The sequence below is a fragment of the Mesorhizobium shangrilense genome, assembly GCF_028826155.1.
Lineage (GTDB): Bacteria > Pseudomonadota > Alphaproteobacteria > Rhizobiales > Rhizobiaceae > Arvimicrobium > Arvimicrobium flavum.
The window spans coordinates 2,184,689-2,208,032 of sequence record NZ_JAQGPN010000001.1 but is presented as its reverse complement, the minus strand read 5'-3'; the positions used below and the strand labels follow the sequence as shown (position 1 = coordinate 2,208,032).

The following is a 23,344-nucleotide window of genomic DNA, read 5'->3' as shown; positions in this document are numbered from 1 at the left end:
TCGATGGTTCTTCCGCGCCCCACCGGCTTCGATCCCCTGCTTCCGCTCGAGGCTCGCCTCTCGGCGGCAAGCCCGGCCATCGCCCGCATCCTCGAAGCGGCCCTGTCGGGCCACGAGATCGGACGCGACGATGGCGAGGCGCTCTTTCACGCGGAGGGTTCAGATTTGGCGGCATTGCTGCGGGTCGCGGACGCCGTTCGGCGGCGACAGGTGGGCGACAAGGCCACCTTCGTGGTGGTGCGCAACATCAACTTCACCAACGTCTGCTACATGGCCTGCCAATTCTGCAATTTCGGCGTGCGCAAGGACGCGGCCAATGCCGAATGGCTGTCCTTCGACGAAATCGCCGATCGCGCCGAGGAGGCCTGGCGGCGCGGCGCCACCGAGGTCTGCATCCAGGGCGGGCTGCATCCTGACCTGCCGGCGGATTACTACCTCGGGCTCCTCGAGGCGGTGAAGCGTCGCGTCCCCGGCTTGCACGTGCACGCTTTCTCGCCGTTCGAGATCTGGTACGGCGTCCGCAAGAGCCGGTTGCCGCTCGCCGACTACCTGCTGAGGCTAAAGGATGCAGGACTAGGCTCCATGCCCGGCACGGCGGCGGAGATCCTCGACACCGAAATCCGCCTCCAGCTTACCCGCAACAAGCTGTCCGCCGAGGAGTGGGAAACCATCATCCGCGCTGCGCACCGCGTCGGCATCCGCAGCACCGCAACCATCATGTACGGCCACATCGACGGACCGGCTCACTGGGCGGCCCACATCGACCGCATCCGCGCCATCCAGAAGGATACCGGCGGTTTCACCGAATTCATCCCGCTGGGCTTCATCCACGAGCAGACCCGGCTCTATCGCGATCATCCCGATGCGCGCCCGGGTCCCACCGCTGCCGAAAGCCTGAAGATGCATGCCGTCGCAAGGTTGATGCTCGCCGGGCATATCGACAACATCCAGGCGTCCTGGGTCAAGCTCGGCCCCGAAATGGCGCACGCCATGCTTGCCTCAGGAGCGAACGATCTCGGCGGTACGCTGATGAACGAGAGCATCTCGCGCGCCGCAGGCGCCAGGCATGGCCAGGAGATCACATCCGCCGAGATGGTGCGCATCATCCGCGCCGCCGGCCGCATCCCCCTCCAGCGCAACACGCTCTACGGCGCCATCGAGGATTTTTCCGATCACGACCCGCCCGACGTCGCCCCACTCGTCCAGCGGCACTCGGAGGCCGATCCGCTGGACTTCCTCGACCGCCTGCCCGCGCACGTGCAGGCCGCTGAGTGACGATACCCTGCTTCCCGAAAAATGTCGTGCTCATCGCCGGCGGCGTCGGCGGAGCTCGCATGGCGGAAGGGCTGGCGCGGGCGCTGTCGCCGGGCTCTTTGACCGTGATCGCCAACGTCGGCGACGACGAGCAGTTTTATGGCATGCACGTCTCGCCCGACATCGATACGCTGATCTACACGTTGTCCAACCGCATCGACCGCAAGCAGGGGTGGGGCGTGGCCGATGACGGCGTGCGCGCGCTGGGCGTGCTCGATACGCTCGGCGCACCGGTCTGGATGAAGCTCGGCGATGCCGACTTCGGCCTGCACATCTGGCGCTCATGGCGGCTGGCGCAGGGCGCTACATTGAGCGACATCACAGAGGAGGCAGCACGCCGGCTTGGCGCGTCGGCGCGAGTTCTGCCCGCGACCGACGACGAGCTGAAGACCAAGATCCGGACCGACGACGGATGGCTGGATTTTCAGCAGTGGTTTGTCGGCAGGCGCTGCGAGCCAAGAGTTCACGAATTGCGATATCAGGGCGCCTCCGCCGCAAGGGCCAGTCCGGCGGCAGTGGCCGCCATCGCGGCGGCGGAGCTGATCGTCTTCGCGCCGAGCAATCCCCTGCTGTCGCTCGAGCCCATCATTGCCGTCGACGGCATCCGCAATGCCTTGGCGACAGCGCGCGCGACCCGCATCGGCATTTCCCCCTTGATCGGCGGAAAGGCCGTCAAGGGTCCGCTTGCCCGGCTCATGGCCGATCTCGGGTTGACCGCCTGCGCGGAGAGCGTCGCGAAGCGCTACGCCGGGCTGCTCCAGGCCTTCGTCGTCGATTCCTCCGACGGCGCCCAGGCTGACAGCTTGCGCAAGACGGGGCTTGCCGTGCTGGAGACCGACATTCTCATGCGCGACCCCGCCGATGCCGAGCGGCTGGCCGCCGAAGTTCTCGGCTGGGGGGCCGCGAACCTCGCCAACGACAACATACGGAGCAGGTCATGACGGTCGCGGTCGCCATCCTCATGAAGGATCCGACGGATGCGAAGTCGCGTCTCAATTCGGCGCTGGGCGACGACGCGCGCGAGCGCTTGGCCCTGCTCCTCTTCGAGAACACGCTGCGCTTCTTCCTGCGCGTCCATGCCGGCAAGCCGATCGGGGTTGTAACCAGTTCGGGCCGGGTGGGGATGCTCGCCACGCAGCAAGGCGCGACTGTCATCGCCGATCGTCCAGGCGGCGACATCAATGCCGCAGCGACCTACGCGGTCGACTGGGCGAACGGGATCGGCGCGGCCTCCCTGCTCATCATCCATGCGGACATCCCGACGCTTGTCGATGACGAGCTCTCGTGCCTGCTGCGCGCCGGCGAGCGCCGTTCGGTGATCATAGGCGCGTCGCGTGATGGCGGAACCAATGCGATGCTCCTGACGCCACCCGATGCAATCCCGTTCCACTACGGCAGCGGCTCGGCGCGCTCCCATCAGTCGGCCGCAAGAAAGCTCGGGCGCTCCTGCGAACGATTGCTCCTGCCTCATCTCTCGAGGGACATCGATACGCCGAACGATCTCGCCGCTCATCTCGCCAGCGGCGCAGCCCGCCCACCTGCCCCGGGATCAGTGACGGCGTTCGCCGTCGCAGGCGTGCCGGAGATCGAGGCGGGCGACGACATCGGGCGTCTGATTGCGGACGCGCTCTCACGGATCGGCGTCAGCCTGCATCGTCACGACATCGTCGTGGTGGCGCAGAAGGTCGTCTCCAAGAGCGAAGGGCGTCTCTTCGCGGAAGCCGCCTTCCACCCCTCGGAAAGGGCGTTGGAACTGGCAGAGGCGATCGGCAAGAACCCCGGCAAGGTTGAAGCCATCCTGTCTGAATCCAGCGAGGTGCTGCGCGCGCGTCGCCAACCGCCGGATGGGCTGCTGATCACCCGCCACCGCCATGGCTGGATCTGCGCCAATGCCGGGATCGACGAATCCAACCTTGGCGACGGTCGCGAGGGGATACTCCTGCTTCTGCCGGAGGATCCCGATGCCAGCGCACGCGCGATCCGCGCCAGCCTCGAGACCCGGTTCGGCGACCCCATCGGCGTAATCGTCAGCGATACGTTCGGCCGGCCCTGGCGCAATGGTCTGGTCAACATCGCCATCGGCGTGGCCGGCGTGCCGGCTCTGGTCGACTGGGCGGGGCGACAGGACGCCTATGGTCGCGACCTCAAGGCAACGCTGCCGGCATTCGCCGACGAGGTCGCCGCGGCGACCGGTTTGCTCATGCCGAAAGACGCCGGCCTGCCGGTTGTGGTGATCCGTGGGCTCGACTGGACGGATACGCCTACGGCGAGCGCGCGCGACGTGCTGCGACCCCTGGATCAGGAGCTGTTCCGGTGAAAGCCGCGCTTCGCAATCCCCGGTTGCCTGCAGGTTCAGAAGGCGGGAAGGAAGCCGGCTGACGGCTCCACGTCATCCCTTACGGAGGACAGAAAGTTGGCGCACTCCACATCCGAAACGGCCGGAACGAGATCAAAGCGCCGGGCATTTTCTATCGCCCTGCGAGGCGATCCGGCTACCTTCAAGACCTTCATCGGCAATTCCGACGAGCTTGGTTTCTCCGGCGTCTGGACCCAGGATTCCTTGATGCCCACGAATTTCTCGCTCGATCCGCTGCATCAGCTTTCCTACGCGGCAGCCGTGTCCGACAGGATGCGGCTCGGCATTTCCGTGCTGTTCTCCGGCTACCGCAATCCGGCGGTTCTGGCCCGCGATCTCGCCACGATCGACCAGCTTTCGGGCGGCAGGCTGAGCGTTGGCATCGGCATCGGCAACGCCTACCATCGCCCTCGCCTCGCCTCGCTCGGGATCGACACGGACCGGCCGGCGATCCGTCTCGTCGAGGGGATCGGCGTCATGCGCGCGCTGTGGAGCCAGGAGGAAGCGGCGTTTCACGGCGAGATCTATTCATTCTCCGGCATCCGCTCGCAGCCGAAGCCGATCCAGCTCCCCGGACCGCCGATCCTCATCGGCGCGCGCAGCGAACCGGCGCTGCGCCGCGCTGTTTCGATCGCTGACGGCTGGACCGGCGCGGCAATGATCCCGCCCGAGCAACGCCAGGCCGAACTGGCGATCCTGCACGACGAGTTGAAAGCGACAGGCCGCGACCCCGCATCCTTCAAGATCGCGGTCAATGTCTATGTCGCTGTCGAGCCGGACCGCGAACATGCCCGCACCCGTGTGCAGGAGATTCTGTCGGCCGGCTTCAGGTCCAACCCCGTCTACGACGCCGACGACATGGCGCAACGCGTTGCCGTCTACGGTCCGGTCGAGGAATGCGCCGAAGGTCTCCGCAAGATCCTCGACGAGGGTGTGGACGAGATCGTCCTGCACCCGATGTATGACCATCTCAATCAGCTCGAGAGGCTGGCGCGGGCCGTGGAGCTGGTCGACGCGTCCTGAGGCAGGCACTGGCGGCGCGGTGCCGGGAACACTTCCGCTTCCCCCGGTCGACCGCTGCCGCACCGTCTGTTCAGGCTGGCTGCGTGGCGCTCTCGAGGCCGGTGATGGCGATGCCCGCGCCCGCAACCTTGTACTGGCGGTTGATCCAGATCAGCACCGAGGTCAGCGCCTCGGCCGCGGCCGAATTGGCCAGCGCGCCGCCGCCAATGCCGCGCGTTGCGACCACGCCGGCAAGTTCGATCACCGCGTTGCGCGCGTCCTTGTCGTCGCTGAACACCAGCACGTCGCACTCGACGCGCCCCCCGGCATGGAGCTTGGAGGCCCCGACATTGTGGAAGGCGGAGACGACACGCACGCCCTCACCCAGCAGGCGCTGCGCGATCTGCGCCGCCGACCCGCCGCTCGGAAGCTGCACGGTCGAGACCTTGGGCGGCGCCAACGGCACGGCGGCATCCACCACGATCTTGCCTTGCACCACCGGCCTGAGCTCCTTGATCGTCTCCTCATGACTGGCGAACGGGACGGCGATCACCACGATGTCGGCCGCTCTGGCGGCGCCGACGTTGTCGTCGCCCATCACGCCGTCGCCAAGCGCCCGCGCGGCGGTCACAGCCTTGTCGCGCGAGCGCGAACCGATCACGACCTTGTAGCCTGCCGCCGACCAGCCTTTCGCCAGACCGGAACCGAGATCGCCGGTTCCACCGATGATGGCGATGGTTGGCTTTGACGTATCGGACATGTTGTTCGCGCTCCCCCACGGCGTTGGCGCGGCGAGGCTATCAGCCGCGTTCGGACTTGTAACGATTTTCAACTCGAGCGGCCCGCCGCAGCACGACAGCCCACTCGAAGATCCACCGTTTACACCGCATTAAAGCTACAATTCTGCGCTTATCGCAATAAACTTACCAAAAATATGTTGAATCGAGCATTTCATGGTGCAATATGGCTGAGGGAGCAACCCGAGGGGAAAACATCATGTCAGGAACCAGCAGACGCAGGCTTTTGCAGACATTGGGTATGACATTGGCAGCCACCACCGTCGCCTCGCGCACGATGGCTGAGTTCACGCCCGCAGCCCGATACCCTGATAGTGTCGTAAGGGCGCTCGATCCGAGCTTTTCGAAGTACATCGTCTTTTTCGCCGCGGTGGAACAACTCTACACCGGCGGCATGCGGTACACCGAAGGTCCGGTCTATTACGGCGACGGGCGGTTCCTTCTGTGGACCGACATTCCGAACAACCGCATCATGAAATGGGAGGAGTCCAGCGGCGCGGTCACCGTCTTCCGCGAACCTTCCAACTATGCCAACGGACTGATACGCGACCGTCAGGGGCGGCTGATCTCCGCCGAGCACGGCCGCAAGTTGACGCGCACCGAGTATGACGGCTCGATCAGTGTGCTGATGGACAGTTTCGAGGGCAAGCTCCTCAACTCGCCCAACGACGTCGTTGTCGCCACCGATGACGGCATCTGGTTCACCGATCCGCCCTTCGGCATCGGCGGCAACTACTCCGGCGTCAAGGCGAAGTCGGAGCTGCCGAACAATGTCTATCGGCTCGACGCTTCCAGCGGCGCAGCAACCGTCGCCGCCAGCGACGTCAAGGCGCCGAACGGCCTGTGCTTCTCGCCCGACGAGAAGTTGATGTACATCGTCGATTCCGGCTCGAAGCCGGTGACGATCCGCGTCTACGACGTCTCCGACGACAAGAAGGCGCTGTCGAACGGCCGGGTCTATTTCACCTGCGGCGAAGGTGAGGCGCCCGACGGCATCCGTTGCGATGTCGACGGGAATGTCTGGGCTGCCTATGGCGCGGTCAAGGAAGGCTGGGACGGCGTCCTGGTGATCAACCCGGAAGGCAAGGCAATCGGCCATATCGGCCTGCCGGAACGGGCGGCCAACCTCTGCTTTGGCGGCCCCAAGCGCAACCGGCTCTTCATCGTGACCGGCCGGTCGCTCTATTCTCTCTATGTCAACACACAGGGTGTGCCGGGCGCATGATCGCGCGCGCACGCAGCATCATGAGGAGCAGGACTTGACGGATCGAGACCAGTTCGAGGCGAGAAAGCCACTCGTGTCCACGTGGCGGCTCGCCAGCCACAAGCAGGAGGACATGGAGACCGGCGCCATCACCTATCCGCGCGGCGCCAATCCGCGTGGCCTCGTCACCTATACCGATGATGGACGCTTCTCGATCCTCAATGTCCCGGGCGAGCGGGAGGCGCCGAAGGGTCTCTCGCCCACCGACCAGGAGGCGCTCGCGCTGTTCAGGGGATTGACTGCCTATGCGGGCAGCTATGTCGTGACCGGCCCCGACACGCTCATCCACCGCACCGAAATTTCCTGGAATGAAGCCTGGGCGAACACCGACCAGCCGCGCCGCTTCAGGATCGACGGCAACACGCTGACGCTGATTGCAGGCCCCTCAAACAATCCCTGGGACGGCCGCGTCGTGCGCGCGACCCTGACCTGGGAGCGTATCGTCTCTGAATAGCCATTCGGACAGTCTGCGGGCTTCTCGGAAGAAGCGCGAGGTTTCAACCGCCTCACGCTTTTTCTTTACGTGGAAGATGCGGCTCGCCCCTCGTCAACCCCTCAGCGGATGGTGGCACGCGACCTCGCGCCCGTCGACACGCGAGAGCATTGGGGACTGGGCCTTGCAGGCTTCGTTCGCAAAGGCGCAGCGCGGGTGGAACGAGCATCCGGGCGGCGGCGAGACGGGGCTGGGAAACTCGGCGTTGAGCGCCAGTTCCGGCAAGCCCTTGCCCTGCTTCGGCAGAAGCATGGCGCGCAACAGTTCCCGCGTATAGGGGTGCCGCGGCCGGCTGAAGATCGCATCGGTTTCGCCGATCTCCACGACGCGGCCGAGATACATGACCGCCACGCGGTCGGCGAGATGGCTGACCACCGCAAGGTTGTGGCTGATCAGCACCATCGTCAGATTGAAGGTCTGGTGCAACTCGCTCAGCAGATTGAGAATCTGCGACTGGACGGAGACGTCGAGCGCCGATGTCGGCTCGTCGCACACTAGTATCTTCGGTTCGCCGATGAGTGCTCGGGCGATTGCCACGCGCTGGCGCTGGCCGCCCGACAACTGCACGGGATAGGCATGCGCGAGATAGCGCGGCAAGCCGACGGCGTCCATCATGCGGCTGACCGCCGCCGCGCGCGAGCGCGCATCGCCCCATTTCTGTATCTCGAGCGGCGCGGCGATCGCCGCCGAAACCGTCACGCGCGGGTTGAGCGATGAATAGGGATCCTGGAAGATCGGCTGGATCAGCTTTGCCCGCTCGCGCGGTTGAAAGGCGGAAATCGCGCGCCCGCCGATCCTCACCTCGCCTTCGGTTGGCGCCTCTATCCCGAGGAGAAGCCGGGCGAGCGTGGACTTGCCGCAGCCCGATTCCCCGACCAGGCCGAGAATCTCGCCCTCGGCGACATCCAGTTCGACGCCGCGCAACGCCTTCAGCACCGCCGCCTTCCTGAAGGGCGAGCCCGGATTGAGCACATAGGACCGCTGGACGTCCCTGACAGCGACGAAACTCATGCCGGTTGTACCTCCCTGTCCCGGCGATGGCCGGGCACCGCGCTGCCGACAAGCCTGCAGCGCGTCGCGCGTCCGTCGGCAAGGACGCTGAGCGGAACCCTGCCCTCGCGGCACACAGCTTCGGCGCGCGGGCAGCGATCGACGAAATTGCAGGCTGATAGCTCGCCGATCGGACGCGGCACGACACCGGGAATACAGCCGAGCGTCTGTCTCCGGCCCGTTTCCCCTGGCGTCGGGATGCAATCGAGGAGCCCTTGCGTGTAGGGGTGGCTGGGGCTGCCCAGGATCGCGTCCGCAGCTCCCGCTTCGACCACCTCGCCGCCATACATGACAGCGATGCGGTCGGCGATGCCGGCGACCACGCCGAGATCATGGGTGATGACGACGAGGCCCACCGAAGTCTCTTTCTGGAGATCGGCCAGAAGCTTCAGGATCTGCGCCTGGATCGTCACGTCGAGCGCCGTCGTCGGCTCGTCCGCGATGATCACGTCCGGCTGGCAAAGCAACGCGGTGGCGATCATCATGCGTTGCCTGAGGCCGCCGGAGAGCTGGTGCGGATACTGGCCGAGCCTGTCGCCCGGTGCGGAGATGCCGACACGCGCGAGCATGTCGGCGATCGCCCGGGGATTGGCGCTTTCAGGCCGGTGCCAGCGCACGATCTCTGCGATCTGATCCCCCATCCGGTAGCAAGGATCGAATGCGGTCATCGGATCCTGGAACACCATCGCGATGCGCCGGCCGCGGATCTGGCGCCATTGCCTCACCGACAGTCCAAGCAGCGAGGCGCCGTCGAAATCGATCCGTTCAGCGGATAGGATGGCATTGCGCGGCAGCAGGCCAAGGATCGCCTGCGCCATCATGCTCTTTCCGCAACCGGATTCGCCGACGATCGCCAGCGTCTCGCCCCGCCCCACCGAAAGGTCGACGCCGCGCACGGGATGCAGCAATCCGCCATGGGTCGGGATGGAGATCTTGAGTCCACGGACATCGAGAAGTGGTGCCATGCTCACGCCTTTCCGTCCGGGGCTGTGACATCGCGCAGGGCGTCGCCAAGGAGATTGATCGACAGCACGAGCGCTGCCAGCGCCACCCCGGGAATGGCGATCAGCCAGGGCCGGAACAGGAACTGGCTCTTGGCTTCAGCGATCATCAACCCCCACGACGTCAGCGGCGGCAGCACACCGAGCCCGAGAAAGGACAGTGTCGATTCCAGCAGGATGGCGCGGGCAAGCTCGAGCGTGCACACCACGATCAGCGGCGCGGTGATGTTGGGCAGCAGCTCGCGCAGGACGACGCGCGGCGTCGATGCGCCGAGCGCCCGCGCCGCAGTGATGAAGTCGCGACTGGCAAGCTGCTGCGTCGTCGCGCGGGTGACGATCACCAGCCGGTCCCACATCAGCCCGCCGATGACGAGGACCAGCAGCGGCAGCGACTGGCCGAGCACGGCGACGGCAACCAGAGCCACCAGCACCACGGGCAAGGTCAGCCTCACCGTCAGGATGAAGTTGACGACAAGATCCACCGTGCCGCCGAAGTAGCCGGCGGCCACGCCGAGCGTTACCCCGATCAGCGTCGAGAGCAGGATGGTCAATACGCCGATCAGCAGCGAGATGCGCCCGCCATGCAGAAGCAACGCAAGGTAGTCGCGGCCGAGGTGATCGGTGCCGAGGGGATGCGCCCAGGCGCCCTGCGCGTGCCATATCGGTGGCGCCAGCCGGAGCGCCAGATCCTGCGTGGATGGATCGGCCCCCGTGACGAGCGGTGCGAAGACGATCGCGATCAGGATGACGCCGAGCATCACGCTGCCCATCCAGAAGCCGGAATGACCGAGCGCGCGCCGGACCGCCAGCCGCCCTGGCGACAGGATTCGTTTCCCCTCGTCCGCGGCCGCCGTCTCGTAGGTCGCCATGTCGGAGCCATTCTCCACGGTCGCGCTCATCAGACTTTGATCCTCGGATCGAGTGCGGCATTGAGAAGATCGCCGAGAAGGGCGAGCACCGCGTAGGTAGCGGCGACGATCAGGAGGATCGCCTGGATGACCTCGACGTCGTAGCGGCGGATCGACAGCCATGCGAGGTTGCCGATGCCATCCATCGAAAACACCGCTTCGATGACAACCGAGCCGCCGAGCATGTAGCCGAATTGCACCGTCGCCACCGCGACGACCGGAATGATGGCGTGCCTCAAGCCATGCCGCACGATTGTCTGCCACGCTGAAAGGCCGTACGCGCGCGCCGTCTTGACGTGATCGGATTGCAGCACGTCGATCATGCCCGAGCGGGTGAGCCGCATGATCGCGGGCGAGGCATAGTAGCCGAGCGCCACCGCCGGAAGGATGTAGTGGGTGAAACTGGAATTGCCCGAGATCGGCAGCCAGCGCAGCATCACGCCGAACACGAAGATCAAGGCGATAGCTGACAGGAAGGATGGCATCGACTGGCCGGTCACCGAGATGATCAGCGCCGCGCGGTCGATCAGCGAATTGGGCCGGAGCGCCGCGATCACGCCGAGCGGGACGGAAAGGACGACCGCGAAGAACAGGGCGAACACGCCGAGCTTCGCCGTCACGGGCAGATGCTCCGCCAGCACCGGCGCCACGTCCATCTTCAGATAGTTGGATCGGCCTAGATCGCCTTTCAGCACATCGCCCATCCACTGCAGGTACTGTTCGTGGAAGGGACGATCGAAGCCGTAGATGCCTCTGATCGCCTCGATCTGCTCAGGCGTCGCGCGCTCGCCGGCCATGGCGACCGCCGGATCGCCGGCAAGATGGACCAGCGAAAAGGACAGGATCGACGTCACCAGGAGGACCAGAGCGGTCACGCCGAGACGTTTTGCTATGAATACCAACAATTCCGTACTCCGAAGCCTGAAACGCCACGATCGCAGCGCATCTGCGCCCGATGCGGCCCGGCCGGCGAAGCGACGCCGGCCGGGAGAGCGGGATGAAGGGTCAGCCCGTCATTTCCACTTCGCGAGATAGAAGTGGGCGATCTCGTCGGGCGTCACCTCGTAGCCGAGTTCCTTCGAGAAGGCGTAGCCGCGGCCGTAGGTGTAGAGCGGGATATAGTAGGCCTGGTCGGCGATCCGCTTCAGCGCCTCGGCGTAGAGTTCGTTGCGCTTCTGCGGGTCCATGGAGGTGTCCGCCGCCTCGAGTATCTTCTTCACTTCCTCGTCGCGCGCGTAGTCGTCGACGCCGAACCTGAAGTAGAGGCTGACCGAAGCAGAGGCGTCCATCATGCCCTGCGATCCCCAGGTCAGATGCGCGAGCGGCATCTTGCCCTCGATGACCAGCGGGCGTAGCGCGACGTTCTGGATGAACTGGAAGTCCGGTTCGATGCCGACGGCTCGGAAATAGGCGAGAACCGCCTCCGAGTAGCGCTTGTCGCGATAGGCGTAGAAGGGCAGTTTCAGCCCGTCCTTGAAGCCCGCCTCGGCCAGCAGCGCCTTGGCCTTTTCGGGATTGTACTCGTATTGCGTGACATCCTCGGTGCAGCCCACCTGCGCGGCGTAGCACATGGATTTGAGCACGCTTGCCGAATTCCCGACGAGTTTTGCCAGCGCCTCGCGGTCGATGGAATGGGCGATCGCCTGCCGCACCTTCACGTCCTTGAGCGGCGTGTCGCCCGAGCGGCCGGCCGCGTCGAGCGCGAGGAAGGCCATGCGGGTGGTCGAAGCCGCGCTGACGGTGATGTTGTCGTAGGCGGAGAGCTGATCCATGTTCTCCGGCGGCACGCCCCAGATCCAGTCGACCGAGCCAGCGAGAAGTTCGGCCAGCTGCGCCTCGCTGTCGCTGATCGTTCGATAGACGATCTTGCCGATCTGCGGCTGCCCCTTCGGGCTGTCGGCAGGATAGTCCGGGTTCTTCTCCCAGGTCGCCGAACGGCCCGGCTCGAAGTCGGTCATCTTGTACGGGCCGGCGCAGACCGGCAGAACCGCACCCCAGTCGCGCCGCGTCTTGTCGCCGGCCTGCACCTCGGGCGCCGAATCCCAGTGGCCGGAGGGATAGACCGGCGTGTTGCCCGAGAGATATTCGAGCGCGGCGGGCGTCGGCGCCTTGGCATGGATGCGCACCTTGTGCGGCCCGATCGCCTCGGCGCTTTCCATCCAGTCGACGGTGAGGCGCACGTTGATGCCGCTATCCGGCTTGATGACATGGTTGAACGTATAGGCGACGTCCTCGGCGTCGAGGTCGGTTCCGTCAGTGAACTTGATGCCCTCGCGCAGCTCCACGTCGAGCGTCTTGTCGTCCGACCAGGCGTATGACTTGGCAAGAAGCGGCTTGTATTCATTGGTTTTCGGATCGCGGAACATCAGCGAGTCACAATTGTAGAGCGACGCGATCACGACCTCGCGCAGTCCCTGGTAGTAGATATCGAACGTGTCGATTTCCGTGCCGGTCGCCCAGGTCAGCGTATCGTCTGCCTTGTTCGCCCGGCTCTCCGTCGCCGAGCCGGCGACGGCCGCCGCACACATGGCGGCATATGCAATAAGTCTGCGCATTGGTTTCCTCCCAGAATGCGGAACGGACGCTGGCCGTCCGGCTCTCCCCGCCAGATACGGCCCTCCGCTCCCTTACGGTCCTGCCCTTTCCATGTTTCGCGCCGCCTCGTAGCCCTCCGCAACGCCCCACCTAACAATCTTGCCAAATCGCCCAAAATTGTCAATTGATTTTGCGTATTCAGCCATATGACGGCACTAATAATAACGATTCAGCACCACGCACATCTACTGGACCCTTGTGCGGCTTCATCGGGGAACTAGGCCTCCTACAGGCGTCCGCGTCAGGCTGGCCGGGCAGCGACGAGATCTGCCTCGATCTTCCAGTCCGCGAGCGCCAGACCTGCGACGACGACCGCCGTGGTTGCCGGAGGATTGCCGTCGAAATACCTGTTGCGCAGACCGGCATAGGTGATGATGTCTTCCGCCTTCAGGCAGTAGGCGGTGATCTTGACCACGTCGGAGAATTCCATTCCCGCCGAAGCGAGGATCATGCGGAAATTCTCCATCATCTGCTCGGTCTGGCCTTCGAGCGTATCGGGAAGGGTTCCGTCCGGGCGAACTCCGACCTGGCCGGCGACATAGAGCCGGCGGGCGCCATCGGGCACCTCGACGCCGTGCGAGTAGAGGTTCTGCGTCGGCGGGGCCATGCCGGCAGGGTTGTGGCGGATGTTCTTCGTCATCATAGCCTCCGTTCCGGTTCCGGGTCGCGCATTCGGCGGCCCGGATGCATGTTTCACCTATGAAGCCTCGGCCTTGTGCCGCTGGCCATCGACGAGAAGCGGTCGATAGGGCGCGCCCTGCCAGATCGCGGGGTCCGCGCCGCGATACTCCGGAGGGAAAGGCATCTTCACGCCAAGCCGCTCGGCGGCGTGCCAGACCCAGCGCGGATCCTCGAGGAAACCGCGGGCGATGGCGACCATGTCGGCCTGTCCGGTCGCCAAAGCTTCTTCCGCGAGGAACGGGTCGACGATCATGCCAACCCCCATGACCGTCATTCCGGTCGCACGGCGAACCGCCTCCGCATGGGGGAGCAGGTAGCCGGGCGACGCCAGAAAACGCTGTCCGCCGGCGAGCGAACCGACGGAGATGCAGACATAGTCGTAGCCGAGTGCCTTCAATCCGCGGGCGAAGGCGATCGTGTCGTCAATCGTCGCGCCGTCCGGAAGGCCGTCGGGCCCGTTGATGCGCACTCCAAGGATCCTGTCGCGGGGCCAGGCGGCACGCAGCGACGCGGCGACGCGCAGAGGAAAGCGCAGGCGGTTTTCGCGGCTGCCGCCATAGTGATCCGCGCGTTTGTTGACGAGCGGCGTCACGAACTGGTGCAGCAGGTAGCCGTGCGCGGCGTGAAGCTCGACCACATCGAGGCCGATGCGGTGGGCGCGCCGCGCAGCATCGACAAAAGCCGTCTCGACGCGGTTCATCCCGGCTTCGTCGAGCGACGCCGGGACGGGGTGGCGATCGTCATAGGCGATCGCCGATGACGAAACCGTCCGCCATTCCCCCTCCCCCGGCAAAAGGCCGTGACCGCCCTCCCACGGGAGATGGCTCGATCCCTTGCGTCCGGCATGACCGAGCTGGATGCCGACCGGCATCCGCCCGACCGACTTGAACGTGGAGACGACGCGCGCCAGCGCACGCTCAGTGTCATCGCAGTAAAGTCCCAGGCAGCCCGGCGTGATCCGCCCCTCGCGCTCGACGCCGGTCGATTCGATCATCACCATCCCGGCATTCGACAGGGCAAACTGGCCAAGATGGACCATATGCCAATCGCGCGCCGATCCGTCGGTCGCGCGATATTGGCACATCGGCGACACGACCACGCGGTTCTGCAGTGTGATGCCGCCGAGTGTGATCGGTGAGAAGAGCCTCGACACGGTCACGCGGTCCTGATCCACACTGCCTTGACGTTCAGATAGTCGTCGAACTGGGCAATGCCGGATTCGCGTCCGTATCCGCTCATCTTGTAGCCTCCGAATGGCATGGCGGGATCCATCATCTGATAGCAGTTGATCCACACCGACCCTGCACGAATATTGTTCGCAAGGTAGTGAGCCTTGCTCACGTCACGGGTCCACACGCCCGAACCGAGGCCGAATTGCGTGTCGTTGCCGCGCTTCGCAGCCTCCTCGATCGAGGAGAACGGCATGGTGCCGACGACGGGGCCGAATATCTCCTCCCGAACGATGCGCATCTCGGGCTTCACGTCGCGGAACACCGTCGGCGGCACGAAATAACCCTTGTCGCGGCCATCGTCGGTCAGGCGTTCGCCGCCGGAAATCACCTTCGCGCCCTCCTGGCGGCCGAGAGCGAGATAGCCGGTGACGCGGTTGAGCTGCTTCTCCGACACGAGCGGGCCGATCTGCGTCTCCGCTTCGAGCGCGCTGCCGACCCTCAGTGTCTTGGCGTAGGCCGCCAGCCTCTCGTTGAACTCGTCGTAAATCTTGTCCTCGACCAGCAGGCGCGTTCCGGCCGAGCAGACCTGGCCCGTATTGCCGAAGCAGGCCATGGCCGTGCCCGGCACGGCGAGATCCATGTCTGCGTCGGCAAAGACGATGTCCGGCGACTTGCCGCCCAGTTCGAGCGTAACGCGCTTCAGATTGCCGGCCGATGCCATCAGAATCTTCTGGCCGGTCTCGACCGAACCGGTGAATGCGATCTTGTCGACGCCGGGATGTTCGGCGAGCGCCGCGCCCGCAACGCTGCCGGAGCCGGTGACGATATTGACGACGCCGTCAGGTATGCCGGTCTCGCAGAGCAGTTCCGCGAGGCGGATCGCCGAGAGCGAGGCTTCCTCGGACGGCTTGTAGACGGCCGTGCAGCCGGTCGCGAGGACCGGTCCGAGCTTCCAGATCCACGACACCATCGGCCCATTCCAGGGTACGATCGCACCGACCACGCCGACCGGCTCCTTGCGGGTGAAAGTCGAGAACTCGCCGCCAAGCATCGAATTCTCGATCGTCTCGCCGTGGATCGCGGTCGTCATGCCGGCATAGTAGCGGAGCAGGCTCAGCACCCGCCGGCGCGCGTTGTTGCGCCGCGTGATCGGCTCGCCCATTTCCATCGCATCGATAAGGGCGAACTCCTCGAAATTGCGGTCGACGAGGTCGGCCAGCTTGAGGATGATGTCCTGCCGGTCGTACGGCTTGAACTTCCGCCACGGACCCTCGTCAAAGGCGTAGCGCGCCGCAACGACGGCGCGGTCGATATCCTCCCGGCCGGCTTCCGCGATCCTCGCGATCACCTCGCCGGTCGAGGGGTTGACCGTCTCGAACGTCTTGCCGGAGACCGCTTCGACCCATCTTCCCCCGATGAGGAGCCTCTTCGGACCCGTCGTGAGGAAGGCAGGAAGGGTTTTTGCCATGACGTTCATCGTTTCGGTCTCCTGATCGTGAGCGTCCCGGGGGCGCCGATGGATGGTTGGGGCCATGGCCCGATTTGCCGACGGTTCAGCTTTTCACCGAGCCGGCGGTCAGCCCCTGCACCATGTATCGCTGGAAGATGAGAGCAAGCAGGGCCGCCGGCAGCGCTGAGATGAAGCCGGAGGCGGCGATGATCGCGTAGTCGATATTGGCCTGGCCGAGCATGCCCGCGATCGCCGGCGGCAGCGTGGTCATGCCACGCTTGGAATTGAGCACCTGGGCGACCAGGAATTCGTTCCAGGCCAGAACGAACGTGAAGGCGCCTGCCGCCACGAAGCCCGGCCCCGAGATCGGCACGATCAGCTTCACGAAGACCTGGAACCGCGTGCAGCCGTCGACGAGGCCGCTCTCCTCCAGCTCGCGCGGGATCGTCTCGAAATAGCTCTTCATGATCCAGATCGTGAACGGAAAGGTGAAGGAGCAGTAGGCGATCGTCAGCCCGGTCAGCGAGTTCTGCAGCCCGACCTGTCTCAGCATCAGGAACAGCGCCGGGATCAACACGACGACCGGCAACATGCGCGTGAAGAGGACGAGGTAGAGGGACAGGCTCATCGCCCGGGAGCGGTGGCGGGCATATGCATAGCCGGCGGCGGAGCCGAAGACGATGTTGATCGCGGTCACCGCGAATGCCACGATGAAGGAATTGGAGAGCGAGGCGATGACCAGCCGCGCCTGATCGGCATGGTCGAACTCGGTCAGGCCGAGGATCTTCTGATAGTTCTCCAGGGTCGGATTGACCGGCAGGAGCGGCGTCGGCATGGCCATCAGGTCGCGCTGGTAGCTGATCGAGGTGATGAACAGCCACAGGAACGGCCCCATCAGCCAGATCGCGACCAGGGCGGCGAGCGCATAGATCCCGAGCCCCGAGGCGATCCTTGGAGCGAGCGGGCGGCGGTAGTTGGCGACGACGGCGGCCATTCTCTACTCCGCCTGGAATTTCGCCAGGATCAGCCGCTGGTAGACGACCGTCAGCACCACGCACATCAGCGTGAGCGTGAACAGGATCGCCGTTCCGGGACCGAACTGGAAAAAGCTGAAGGCCGTGCGGTAGCCGAGCCAGGAAACCGTGGTGGTATCGTTGCCCGGTCCGCCGAAGGTCATGACGAAGATCAGGTCAAGCATCAGGAAGCCGTTCACCGTCGACAGGACCAGCACGAGGAACATCATCGGCCTGAGCGACGGCAACGTGACGTGCCAGAGCTTGCGCCAGAAACCTGCGCCATCCACCTCGGCCGCGGCGTAGAGATCCTTCGGGATCGACTGGAGGCCGGCAAGGAAGAGCACGGTGGCGAAAGGCGCCTGGTTCCAGACATACACGAGGACCAGCGTGTTGAGCGCCGAGAAGCCGTTCTTGAAGAAGGCGATGTAGCCGTCGATCAGTCCGAGTCGGTGCATCACGGCATTCAGCGCGCCGAAATCGGATGACAGCATGCCCAACCACAGCAGCCCCACGACGACGCGCGACATCGACCAGGGGATCAGCAACGCTGCCCTGAGCAACGGCCGGCCGAAGAATTCGGTGTTGAGCACCAGCGCCATGGCCAGCCCGATCACCGTCGCCTCGATGACGAAGGCCGCGACGAAATAGACGGTGCGCCACAGCGCGTCCCAGTAGAGCGGATCTCCCGCGAGCTCGCGGTAATTGGCCAGCCCGACAAATTTGTAGAGCGGCAATGTCACGCCGAGGAAATCGAGGCTCGGACCCGAGGTGTCGAGCAGGTCGACTTCGGCGAAGCTCAGCCAGATCGAATAGATGAGCGGAAAGAACACGACGGCGAAGATCACCGTCAGCGCCGGCAGGATCAGCAGCGTCGCGAATCCACCCTGCGAATTCGCGTAGAGATGGAAGCGGCGGGCAAGTCCGCCGCTTCCCTTCGCGCCCGCACGCAGCGGCGCCCTCGTCCTGTCGCGTTGCGCAATTTCGGCCATCGGCCGCTCTTTCCCCTTGGTTTTGCTAACGGATCGAGCGATGCGGCCGCATCAGGCGAGCGAGCTGTAAAGGTCGGTCATTGCCTTGATCGTGTCCGGCACCGTGGCCTTCTTTCGGATCATGTCGTGCATGATCGGAACGACCTTCGTGTCGTATTCCGGATACCAGGCTTCCTTGAAGGCGTTGATGACCTTGCCCTTGGCCGCCTGCTGCTTGAGGATCTCCGGATCGACCCAGGTGTCGGTCGATGCGATCACTGCCGGGTCCTCGTAGAAGGACGGATACGGGTTCTGCACGCCGGACGAGATCGCCCACTCCTTCTGGACATGCCAGTCGCTGTTCAGGTTGGCGCCGAGAAAGCGCATCAGCTTCCAGGCGCTGTCGAGCGCCTCGGTCTTGGCGTTGAGGACATACGAGTCCGTCCAGGCATAGGTGTCACCGGTCTTGCCCGGATAAGGCGTGATGCGCGCCTTCTTGCCGGCGAGTTGCGACTGCTTCTCGTCGGTGGCCGTGTCCTGAAGGTAATTGCAGTGATTGGAATGGAAGGCGTACTTGCCGGTGAACATCATCCGGTGCGTATCGGTCGATGAGGCCTGGGTGAAGATTTCCGGCGTGACGAGCTCAAGCTCGTACATCTTCTGCCACCGCTCCATCACATGGGCGACGCCGTCCTGGTCCGCCTGAAGCTTGTTGGCGTCGTCGAACAGGGCCACGCCCTCCGCGAAGCAGTCGCTCAGGAATTGCGGATTTGTGCCGGTCTGCGTCGGATTCCAGTTCGGCAGCATCGGATATTCCGAGATGCCGTCCTTCTTCAGCTTGACGCACTGCTCGATGATCTCGTCCCAGCCTGCGCCCGGCTTCTCGAAACCCGCCTGCTTCAGCATCGGGTCGTTGTACATCATGATGAAATAGGCCGAGTAGTAGGGCAGCGCGATCACGTGCTTGCCGTCCTTGCTCGTCAGGCTCGAAAGCGCCGCCGGCAGCATCGCCGACTTGATTTCCTCAAACCCTTCAAGATCTTCAAGATTGCGGATCATGCCCCGCTCGAACCAGCGCTGCCGGTTGTTGTGCGTGCAATACATGACATCGACGATGTCGCCCGCGAAGAAGCGCTGCTCCAGCGTCGGGTGGAAGGTCGGCCAAGGCAGCGTCGAATAGTCGACGTCCTCGGCGTACTTCTGGTTGAACATGTCGATATAGGCCTGGACCATGTCCGGGCGGAACGTCCAGCCCACGAGCGCGATCTTCGGCGCGGCGCGGGCCAGGCTTGGCAGCGATAGGCCGCCGGCAGCGACGCCCAATGTTGCCAGGCCGGCGCTGCGGATGAACTCCCTGCGAGTCGTTCGATAAACGCTACCGTCTGACATGACATCCCTCCTGACGCTCTTGCCGATGCCGATTACCATATGCCAGCATTTGTGCGCTTTCAACATATTTTAATGGTAATTATTGCGCATATCGCAGAATTTGATTATTCATGAAGCGTTTTCAGCTATCCCGAGCCTCCGGCGGGCGGTATTGCCACTGCGCCGGGATCAGGCAAGAAATGACAGCCCGCGCCGCCGGCCAGGAAACCGGCGCCCTCACGCCATCAGCGAGATTTCCATGTATGAGATCGATCCCAGCCGCCTCGATCTGGCCCGCGAGTTCCGTGCAGCGCCGCTTGGACCGCATAGCGCCGAGCTGACCGCCGTACTCACGCGCATGCGCGGTCTGCCAATCGACGGAAAGCACTGCCTGATCGTCGCGAAACCGCGCGAGAAATGGCTGCTCGCGCAAATCTCCGGTGCGCCGCCGCGCCCGCAGGTTGTGCCGGGCCACGTCTTCTCCTCGATTGAAGAGGCCGAATGGGCCGTGTTCAAGCTGCGCTGGCACGTTCTGACCGGCCACGACCTCGCCACCGATCTCGGCGAGGCGGCAGCGCTTGCATCCGAAGCGGTCCCGCCTCCCGACACAAGCCGCGTGATCCTGGCCTATGCCGACACGCTTACGGCCGGTTCCGGCGATACGGTTGGGATCAAGGTCTCGACGCCTGGTATAGAGACGTACAGCGCCGACGTGGTGCGGCTGCACGCGCCGGCGCGAGGGGTAAACGACGCCGGCTTTCGCGAAAGCGAGATCGAAAGCCTCGGCGTTTTTGCCGGGCGAACGCAGCCGCTCCGCCTCGGCTCCTTCGCGAAAATGCCGGATGCGCTGAAACTGCCGGCCTCGTTCAGCATCCAGGTGTTCGTCTGGCCGACGCTTTACGGAAATCCGGGCACGCTTCTGGGCGACTGGTCCGAGAGCCAGGCAAGCGGCGTGACCCTCTTCCTCGACGCTGCGGGCGCCTTGACACTGAAGCTCGGCGACGGCGAGCGGGTCGAGGAGGTGACCACCGGCGTTGCGCTTCCCCTTCGTACATGGAGCCGCGTCGCCGCGAGCTACGATGCGGCGACCGGCGCTGTCCGCCTCGTCCAGGAGCCTCTGCCCGGCCAAGGCTTCGTCGCGGCGCGCCGCGCGGTGGCGGAAGGTAGGATTTCACTCGCGCCGACGGCCTCCGGACGCGCGGTCCTCATCGCCGCACGGCATGAAGACGATGCGCATGGCGAAAGCCATGGCTGCCACTTCAACGGCAAGGTGGAGGCCCCTGCGATCCTCGGTTCCGCCCTTGATGCCGAAGGCCTTTCCGCACTTCCGCTGCTCTCCGCCGAGCTCGCTGTGCGTCGCGACATCGTCGCCGCCTGGGATTTTTCACGCGAGATCGGCACGGGCCGGGCCGTCGACGTCGGCCCGAACCGCCATGACGGACGCCTCCTCAATCAGCCGGCGCGCGCCATGGCAGGCCATCTCTGGGACGGCGCGGCGCGGGACTTCACCACCGCTCCCTCGCACTACGGCGCAATTCATTTTCATGACGACGACATCGACGACGCGGGGTGGCGGACAGACGTCAGTATTCGTGTCGCGGACGACTGGCCGAGCGGAGTCTACGCCTGCCGCTTGCGGGGCGGCGCTGCAGAGGCCTACATCCCCTTCTTCGTCCGGCCGGCGAAGAAAAAGGCGAAGGTCGCCTTCCTGGCGCCGACGGCGACCTACACGGTCTACGCCAACAACCGCGCCCGCTTCTTCTTGCCCACGACGGAGCTCATCCGCGGCCGGGTGCTCGATTTCGACGTCGCCGACCTGCAACTGCTCGACTATCCGCTCGGGCTCTCGACCTACTGCGTCCACTCCGACGGCTCAGGCGTCGCCTACGGCACCCGGCTGAGGCCGGTGACCAATTTCCGTCCCAAGGGTCGGCTCTGGAATTTCGCCGAAGACCTGTTCGTCGTGGAGTGGCTGGAGATGCTTGGCGTCGACTTCGACGTCATCACCGATGACGACCTGCATGTGCAGGGAAAGGCGCTGCTCGAACCTTACCGTGTCGTCCTGACCGGTGCTCACCCTGAATACTACTCGACCGAGATGTACGATGCGGTCGAAGGCTATCTCACGGACGGCGGGCGGCTGATGTATCTCGGCGGCAACGGCTTTTACTGGCGCATCGCCTACCACCCGGACAACCAGGGCATCATCGAGACCCGCCGCGCCGAGGACGGCACGCGCGCCTGGGACGCCGACCCTGGCGAATACTATATGGGCTTCTCCGGCGAAATGAGCGGGCTCTGGCGTCGGCAGGGCCGCTCGCCGCATCGCCTCGTCGGCATCGGCTTCTCCGGCCAGGGTTTTGATAGGTCGAGCTATTTTCGACGCGCGAACGGCAGCCATGATCCGCGCGCGGCCTTCATCTTCGATGGCATCGAAGGCGAAATCCTCGGCGACTTCGGCGCCTCGGGCGGGGCTGCAGGCGAGGAACTCGACAGTTTCGACCCCCGCCTGGGCTCGCCCGCGCACGCACTGGTGCTCGCATCCTCTGAAAACCACTCGCCGGCCTACCAGCCAGCGAACGACATGGTGATGGTGCCGCACCTGGGGACCGGGGCCTTGTTCAACCCGGCGGTCAAGGCCGACATGGTGTTCTTCGAATGCCCGAATGGCGGAGCAGTGTTCTCGACAGGCTCGATCGCCTATGCGGGCGCCCTGTCGCACAATGGCTTCGACAATGACATTGCGCGACTGACGGGGAATGTGCTTCGGCGCTTCGCCGATCCCGAACCCTTCGACATGCCGGCGGGCTGACGCCGCTCACTGCAGCGAGGCGCCGCTTTCCCGGTCGAAGAGGTGGATCGCCTCGCGGTCCGCGCGGAGCCGGATCGCGGAACCCGGCGTCAGAGCGCGCGGCTGCGATGCGATGAGGCAAACCTGCTGCCCCCCGGGGATATCGGCGAAGACGAAAGTCTGTGAACCCGTCGGCTCGATGTAGCGCAATTGGGCCGCGAACGCGTCCGGCTCGCTCTCGCCGCAGATCGCCAGGTGCTCGGGCCTGATGCCGCAGACGACCGAGCGCCCCTCGTCGCAGGCGCAGTCGTCGCGGAGCGGGATCACAAGGCCGCCATCGGCCTGGAGCACCCGGCCCACCCCGTTGCGCACGACCGAGCCAGGCATGAAGTTCATCGCCGGCGAGCCTATGAAGCCGGCCACGAACATGTTGGCGGGCTTTTCGTAGAGGTCGAGTGGCGCGCCTGACTGCTCGATGTGGCCGTTGCGCATGACGACGATGCGATCCGCCATCGTCATCGCCTCCACCTGATCGTGGGTGACGTAGACGGAGGTCGTGGCAAGCCGCTTCTGAAGCGCCTTGATTTCGGTCCGCATCTGCACACGCAGCTTGGCGTCGAGATTGGAGAGCGGCTCGTCGAACAGGAATACCCGCGGATCGCGCACGATGGCGCGGCCCATTGCGACGCGCTGACGCTGGCCGCCGGAAAGCTGCCGCGGGTAGCGGTGCAGCAATTCGCCGAGCCCGAGGATGTCGGCCGCAGCGGCGACGCGCTGCCTGATCTCGGCGTCCGGCACCTTGCGCAGCTTCAGGCCGAACTCCATGTTCGCCGCCACTGTCTTGTGCGGATAGAGAGCGTAGTTCTGGAACACCATCGCGATGTCGCGGTCTTTCGGCGGCAGGTGGTTGACGACCTCGCCGTCGATCATCACCGCGCCGGACGTGATTTCCTCCAGGCCCGCGATCATCCTCAGTAATGTCGACTTTCCGCAACCGGACGGACCGACGAGCACCGTGAACTCTCCTTCGCCGATCGAGAGGTCCACGCCGTGGACCACTTCGAGATTGCCGAAGTTCTTGCGCACGCCTTCGAGTTCGACAGTCGCCATGTCACCCT

20 protein-coding genes are annotated in these 23,344 nt (G+C 64.8%); 7 read left to right on the top strand and 13 right to left on the bottom strand.

All coding sequences use genetic code 11. The annotated features are described in order from the left end of the window. Nucleotides 1-3: 3 nt before the first annotated feature. The 4 genes from cofH (at nucleotide 4) to PD284_RS10740 (ending at nucleotide 4,693) form a co-directional block, all read left to right on the top strand. Nucleotides 4-1,275: a 5-amino-6-(D-ribitylamino)uracil--L-tyrosine 4-hydroxyphenyl transferase CofH gene (gene cofH / locus PD284_RS10755; protein ID WP_274628195.1), complete on the top strand. Its 1,272-nt coding sequence runs from the start codon at nucleotides 4-6 to the stop codon at nucleotides 1,273-1,275. Continuing rightward, nucleotides 1,272-2,255 carry a 2-phospho-L-lactate transferase gene (gene cofD, locus PD284_RS10750; protein WP_274628194.1) on the top strand — a complete coding sequence of 328 codons (984 nt, stop codon included), beginning with the start codon at nucleotides 1,272-1,274 and terminating at the stop codon, nucleotides 2,253-2,255. The genes cofH and cofD overlap by 4 nt, the downstream gene beginning before the upstream one ends. Then, nucleotides 2,252-3,631 carry a coenzyme F420-0:L-glutamate ligase gene (gene cofE, locus PD284_RS10745; protein WP_274628193.1) on the top strand — a complete coding sequence of 460 codons (1,380 nt, stop codon included), beginning with the start codon at nucleotides 2,252-2,254 and terminating at the stop codon, nucleotides 3,629-3,631. Before cofD ends, cofE begins: the two co-directional genes overlap by 4 nt. 96 nt (nucleotides 3,632-3,727) lie before the next feature. After that, on the top strand, nucleotides 3,728-4,693 hold the full coding sequence (locus PD284_RS10740) for an LLM class flavin-dependent oxidoreductase (RefSeq protein ID WP_274628192.1): 966 nt from the start codon (nucleotides 3,728-3,730) through the stop codon (nucleotides 4,691-4,693). Between the two features lie 70 nt (nucleotides 4,694-4,763). Here PD284_RS10740 and npdG read toward each other — a convergent pair whose 3' ends face one another. Next, nucleotides 4,764-5,432 (bottom strand): NADPH-dependent F420 reductase, encoded by a 669-nt coding sequence (gene npdG, locus PD284_RS10735; RefSeq protein ID WP_274628191.1) that lies wholly within the window; start codon nucleotides 5,430-5,432, stop codon nucleotides 4,764-4,766. A 278-nt stretch (nucleotides 5,433-5,710) separates the two neighbouring features. Here npdG and PD284_RS10730 point away from each other — a divergent pair, with 278 nt between their 5' ends. Next, nucleotides 5,711-6,694 (top strand): SMP-30/gluconolactonase/LRE family protein, encoded by a 984-nt coding sequence (locus tag PD284_RS10730; RefSeq protein ID WP_274628190.1) that lies wholly within the window; start codon nucleotides 5,711-5,713, stop codon nucleotides 6,692-6,694. A gap of 34 nt (nucleotides 6,695-6,728) precedes the next feature. After that, nucleotides 6,729-7,187, top strand: a complete 459-nt coding sequence (locus PD284_RS10725) for a lipocalin-like domain-containing protein (RefSeq protein ID WP_274628189.1) — start codon at nucleotides 6,729-6,731, stop codon at nucleotides 7,185-7,187. A gap of 93 nt (nucleotides 7,188-7,280) precedes the next feature. Here the strand turns inward: PD284_RS10725 and PD284_RS10720 are convergent, their stop codons facing one another. The 11 genes from PD284_RS10720 to PD284_RS10670 all read right to left on the bottom strand — a co-directional run bounded on the left by PD284_RS10720 (nucleotide 7,281) and on the right by PD284_RS10670 (nucleotide 19,456). Then, nucleotides 7,281-8,237 (bottom strand): ABC transporter ATP-binding protein, encoded by a 957-nt coding sequence (locus tag PD284_RS10720; RefSeq protein WP_274628188.1) that lies wholly within the window; start codon nucleotides 8,235-8,237, stop codon nucleotides 7,281-7,283. Then, complete coding sequence (locus PD284_RS10715) at nucleotides 8,234-9,241, bottom strand: ABC transporter ATP-binding protein (protein WP_274628187.1); 1,008 nt, start codon at nucleotides 9,239-9,241, stop codon at nucleotides 8,234-8,236. The genes PD284_RS10720 and PD284_RS10715 overlap by 4 nt, the downstream gene beginning before the upstream one ends. Nucleotides 9,242-9,243: 2 nt before the next feature. After that, complete coding sequence (locus tag PD284_RS10710) at nucleotides 9,244-10,146, bottom strand: ABC transporter permease (protein WP_411956264.1); 903 nt, start codon at nucleotides 10,144-10,146, stop codon at nucleotides 9,244-9,246. A gap of 29 nt (nucleotides 10,147-10,175) precedes the next feature. After that, nucleotides 10,176-11,090: an ABC transporter permease gene (locus PD284_RS10705; RefSeq protein WP_274628185.1), complete on the bottom strand. Its 915-nt coding sequence runs from the start codon at nucleotides 11,088-11,090 to the stop codon at nucleotides 10,176-10,178. 108 nt (nucleotides 11,091-11,198) lie between these two features. Then, nucleotides 11,199-12,740 (bottom strand): ABC transporter substrate-binding protein, encoded by a 1,542-nt coding sequence (locus tag PD284_RS10700; protein ID WP_274628184.1) that lies wholly within the window; start codon nucleotides 12,738-12,740, stop codon nucleotides 11,199-11,201. A gap of 281 nt (nucleotides 12,741-13,021) precedes the next feature. Next, nucleotides 13,022-13,420 (bottom strand): RidA family protein, encoded by a 399-nt coding sequence (locus tag PD284_RS10695; protein WP_274628183.1) that lies wholly within the window; start codon nucleotides 13,418-13,420, stop codon nucleotides 13,022-13,024. A gap of 57 nt (nucleotides 13,421-13,477) precedes the next feature. Next, nucleotides 13,478-14,620 (bottom strand): NADH:flavin oxidoreductase/NADH oxidase, encoded by a 1,143-nt coding sequence (locus PD284_RS10690; RefSeq protein WP_274628182.1) that lies wholly within the window; start codon nucleotides 14,618-14,620, stop codon nucleotides 13,478-13,480. Further along, entirely contained in the window at nucleotides 14,617-16,110 is a 1,494-nt protein-coding gene (locus PD284_RS10685; protein WP_274628181.1) for an aldehyde dehydrogenase family protein, read from the bottom strand. The genes PD284_RS10690 and PD284_RS10685 overlap by 4 nt, the downstream gene beginning before the upstream one ends. Before the next feature lie 76 nt (nucleotides 16,111-16,186). Next, nucleotides 16,187-17,077: a carbohydrate ABC transporter permease gene (locus tag PD284_RS10680; RefSeq protein ID WP_274628180.1), complete on the bottom strand. Its 891-nt coding sequence runs from the start codon at nucleotides 17,075-17,077 to the stop codon at nucleotides 16,187-16,189. Between the two features lie 3 nt (nucleotides 17,078-17,080). Then, complete coding sequence (locus tag PD284_RS10675) at nucleotides 17,081-18,088, bottom strand: carbohydrate ABC transporter permease (RefSeq protein ID WP_274628179.1); 1,008 nt, start codon at nucleotides 18,086-18,088, stop codon at nucleotides 17,081-17,083. A gap of 51 nt (nucleotides 18,089-18,139) precedes the next feature. After that, nucleotides 18,140-19,456 (bottom strand): ABC transporter substrate-binding protein, encoded by a 1,317-nt coding sequence (locus tag PD284_RS10670; protein WP_274628178.1) that lies wholly within the window; start codon nucleotides 19,454-19,456, stop codon nucleotides 18,140-18,142. Nucleotides 19,457-19,694: 238 nt separating this feature from the next. On the opposite strand from PD284_RS10670, the gene PD284_RS10665 reads away from it, so the two are divergent. Further along, the gene (locus PD284_RS10665) at nucleotides 19,695-22,247 is read left to right on the top strand and encodes a N,N-dimethylformamidase beta subunit family domain-containing protein (RefSeq protein WP_274628177.1); all 2,553 of its coding nucleotides are present in this window, start codon (nucleotides 19,695-19,697) and stop codon (nucleotides 22,245-22,247) included. 6 nt (nucleotides 22,248-22,253) lie between these two features. Here the strand turns inward: PD284_RS10665 and PD284_RS10660 are convergent, their stop codons facing one another. Then, on the bottom strand, nucleotides 22,254-23,336 hold the full coding sequence (locus tag PD284_RS10660) for an ABC transporter ATP-binding protein (RefSeq protein ID WP_274628176.1): 1,083 nt from the start codon (nucleotides 23,334-23,336) through the stop codon (nucleotides 22,254-22,256). Between the last annotated feature and the right edge of the window lie 8 nt (nucleotides 23,337-23,344).